The organism is Micromonospora sp. CPCC 206060, from assembly GCF_036906895.1.
Taxonomy (GTDB): domain Bacteria; phylum Actinomycetota; class Actinomycetes; order Mycobacteriales; family Micromonosporaceae; genus Micromonospora.
In genome coordinates, this window is sequence record NZ_JBAKHU010000176.1 from 1 (window position 1) to 3,015 (window position 3,015).

General features: G+C 73.4%; 1 pseudogene. It reads right to left on the reverse strand.

Annotated features, from left to right (window positions below):
* A pseudogene (locus tag V6U90_RS32945) lies at nucleotides 1-2,993 on the reverse strand (hypothetical protein); the annotation flags it as partial.
* Nucleotides 2,994-3,015: the final 22 nt, after the last annotated feature.

Sequence of the window (3,015 nt, forward strand, 5' to 3'; positions counted from 1 at the left end):
CCGCTGCCGTCGCCGGCCTGATCGTCGATGCGCGGCTGGCCGGGGTCGGTGGACATCGCAGCACCGTGCCCGTCGGTCGCACCAATGCCGGGAACCGGCCCCGCCGGTCCCGCCCACCCCGCCGGCCAGGACGACGCGGCCGGCCCCGCCGGCCAGGACGATGCCGTGAGGGCGTCCGGGTCGTCCAGCGGCCCGGGCAGCCCGGGCAGACCCGTGTCCGCCGGCGGGGCAGGTACCGGCCCGGACATCGGCGACTGAGGTGCCGGATCCCGCACGTCCAGTCCGGGCGGGAACGACTGTGTCCCTGGGAACTGGCTGGGCTGGTCGCCGCTGGGCTGCGACCACGATGTCGGGCCGGTGTGGCCGGTCAGTAGCTGCGGGGACACCACCGGCGGCGGCGTGGCAGCACCGGCGGGAGTCTGTCCGACGTGCGCGTCCGATACCGCGGCCGCTGCCTCACCCTGCCCAAGCCGGCCACTCAACGCCCCGGTGTCCACCACGGTCGACAGGGCAGGAGCAGACGGTCCGTCACCTTCCACCGGATCGGACGGCTGCCTGCCTGGGGCGGAGCCGGCCGAGTCGGCCGGGTCGGTAGAGGTGGCTCGCATCGCCTGGGACGGACTGCGCGGCGTGCTGGTAGAGGCGAGCAGGAACGCGCTGGTGTCGGTGCCGGTTGTGGTGATCGGCCGCGGGTGGCGGGCGGTCTGGCCGAGCAGGTCGGTGATGGTGGCGGGTCGCCCGTCCGCGTCGAACGCGGCCACCCGGGTGCTGGATGCGAACAGGTGTCGCAGCCACGGATCATGTATCGGATTGTCTGGCTCGGGTCGGTCGACGGCGCCGGGTATCAGAGGGTCCCGCACCTGGATTCTCGGCGGCCCGGAATCCTGTGGCTGGCTGGAGAGGGCGAACACGTGCTGCGGTTCGTTTGGTGGCGCGGCCCTGACCACGACCATCGACCCCGGCGCCGTCCGCAACGCGGCCAGCACGTCCTGTCCCGCGACCCCGTCCGGGTGGGCGACACGCTCGGGTACCGTGTCGAGGATCTCCATCAGTTGCGGCCAGCCCATGGTGGGCGCGAGCCGGCCGTCCGGTCCGATGATCCGGTCGTCGAACACCGCCCGGTTGCCCAGCCGTTTGTACTCGGTTTGGAACACATCGAGAGTGGCCGCCACGCACCACCACAGGTCGCCGCTGCTGCCGGGACGCACCTGCTCCCCAGCGGCCCAGTCGGCGGCCCGCTGCCCGGACCCGAACGGCGCGACAGCCTGCCCAGTTGCCGCGACAGCCGGCTCGCCGCGTCCGACCGGGTCGCCGCTGATCAACCCGTCCCGCGAAGAGGCGTCCCTGAACGGGTCCGTGTCCCTGAATTCGCGCTTGGCCGCTTCACCGTTGTCTGACTCGTTTAGCGACGGGACGCCACTGACCGAATCCCCGTCGATGAAGTCGCGTGTGACCGGGTCGCGGCTGATCGGCTCGTCCAGTGAGGAGAGGTCACTGACCGTGAAGGTGTCGTCGGGCCTGTTATCGCGGCTGAAGATGCTGTCGTCGCCGGAGACGGACGTGTCACTGACCGACGTCCTGTCGCTGGTGTGGTCGTGGTTCGGCGTGCCGTCGGTGCGGGGGGCAACACCACCCGGCATCGTACTGCGGGCGCCGGCCGCATCCGGCGTGCCCGGCGTGCCCGGCGCACCCGGCGCGCTGGGCGTGGCCGGCACCCCGGACGTGCCCGGCACGCTGGGGGTGGCGGGCGTGGCGTTGCCGGTGACCTGGGCGAGTACCTGGTGGTATCCGTTGGCCCAGTCCTGTTGGAAGGATCCGGCGAGGGTGTCATGGTTGGCCGGATCGACGCCGTACTTGCGGGCCAAGGCGGTGAACTGGGTTTCTGCCAGCCTGGTCGCTGCTGCGGTGTGCTGCTCGGAAGTCACCGGCACCGGCGGCACGTCGGTACGCCGGTGTGCCGAGGTGTCCGTGCCGGAAGGGGTGGTGTGCGGTGCGGTGGCGTCGGGGATGGCCGCCGCCGTGACACGGGCCGGCAGGTCGGTGACCGCCTGCCGGACCACGTCCGCCACGGCGTTGACCTGCGCGGCGGCCGGACTGGCCACCGCAGCCGACGGCACGGTCAGTGGTGCGGTCAGTGGTGCGGCCGGTAGTGGAGTGGTGCCGAGGATCGCGTCGAGGCTCCGGTCCACGTGGGCCCGCACGTCCCGCTCGACCGCGGCGCGCACGGCGTCCGACGGCACCGCCGCCGCCCCGGAACCCCCCGGCACGCCAGCAGCCCCCGGCGGGACGACGCCGCCTGGCAGGACGACGCCGCCTGGCAGGGGGGCGCCGCCTGGCAGGGGGGCGGTCGTCGGTGTGCCCGTGGTGAAGTACTGGTCGATGTGGTGTTGGACGGCCAGGTGCGCGATCGAGCGCAGCGCCTGCCGGTCGAACTCCGCGGGCAGCGCGGCGACGACCTGCTCGGGGCGTACCGCGGCCGGGGTCTGCCCGCCCGTCGGGATCGACCCCGCGAGGGTTTCGGTGATCCGGGCGACCGCCCGCTCCCGGACACCGAACAGGAACTGGCTGGTGAGGGCGGTGGCGGGCAGACCGACCTGAGACAGGAAAACGGGGACGGCCGGGTCGTTCTGCCGGGCGTCGGCCCACTCGGTGAACACCTGCTCGACGGGCACGGGAAGCCCGGTCAGGAACTGCCGTGCCTGCCCCGTCCCGGCCAGCAGCCCACCGTAGCGGTCCGCCAGTTTCTGCTGGAACCGTTGCCACTGCTCGACCACCGGCCCGCCAGCTGCCGCGACCCACTGCGGCACCGGCGCAGCCGGCATCGACCACGACGGCACCGACCACGACGGCACCGACAGGTCCAGGTTCGGCGTGGACAGGTCCAGCTTCGGCGTGGGCAGGTTCGACGCCGGCCGCGGCGGCGGGGTGGGCGGCGGCGTGGGCGGCGGCGTGGGCGGCGGCGTGGGCGGCGGGGCCTGCGTGCCGGTACCCACAGCCTTCGGATCATCGACCCCG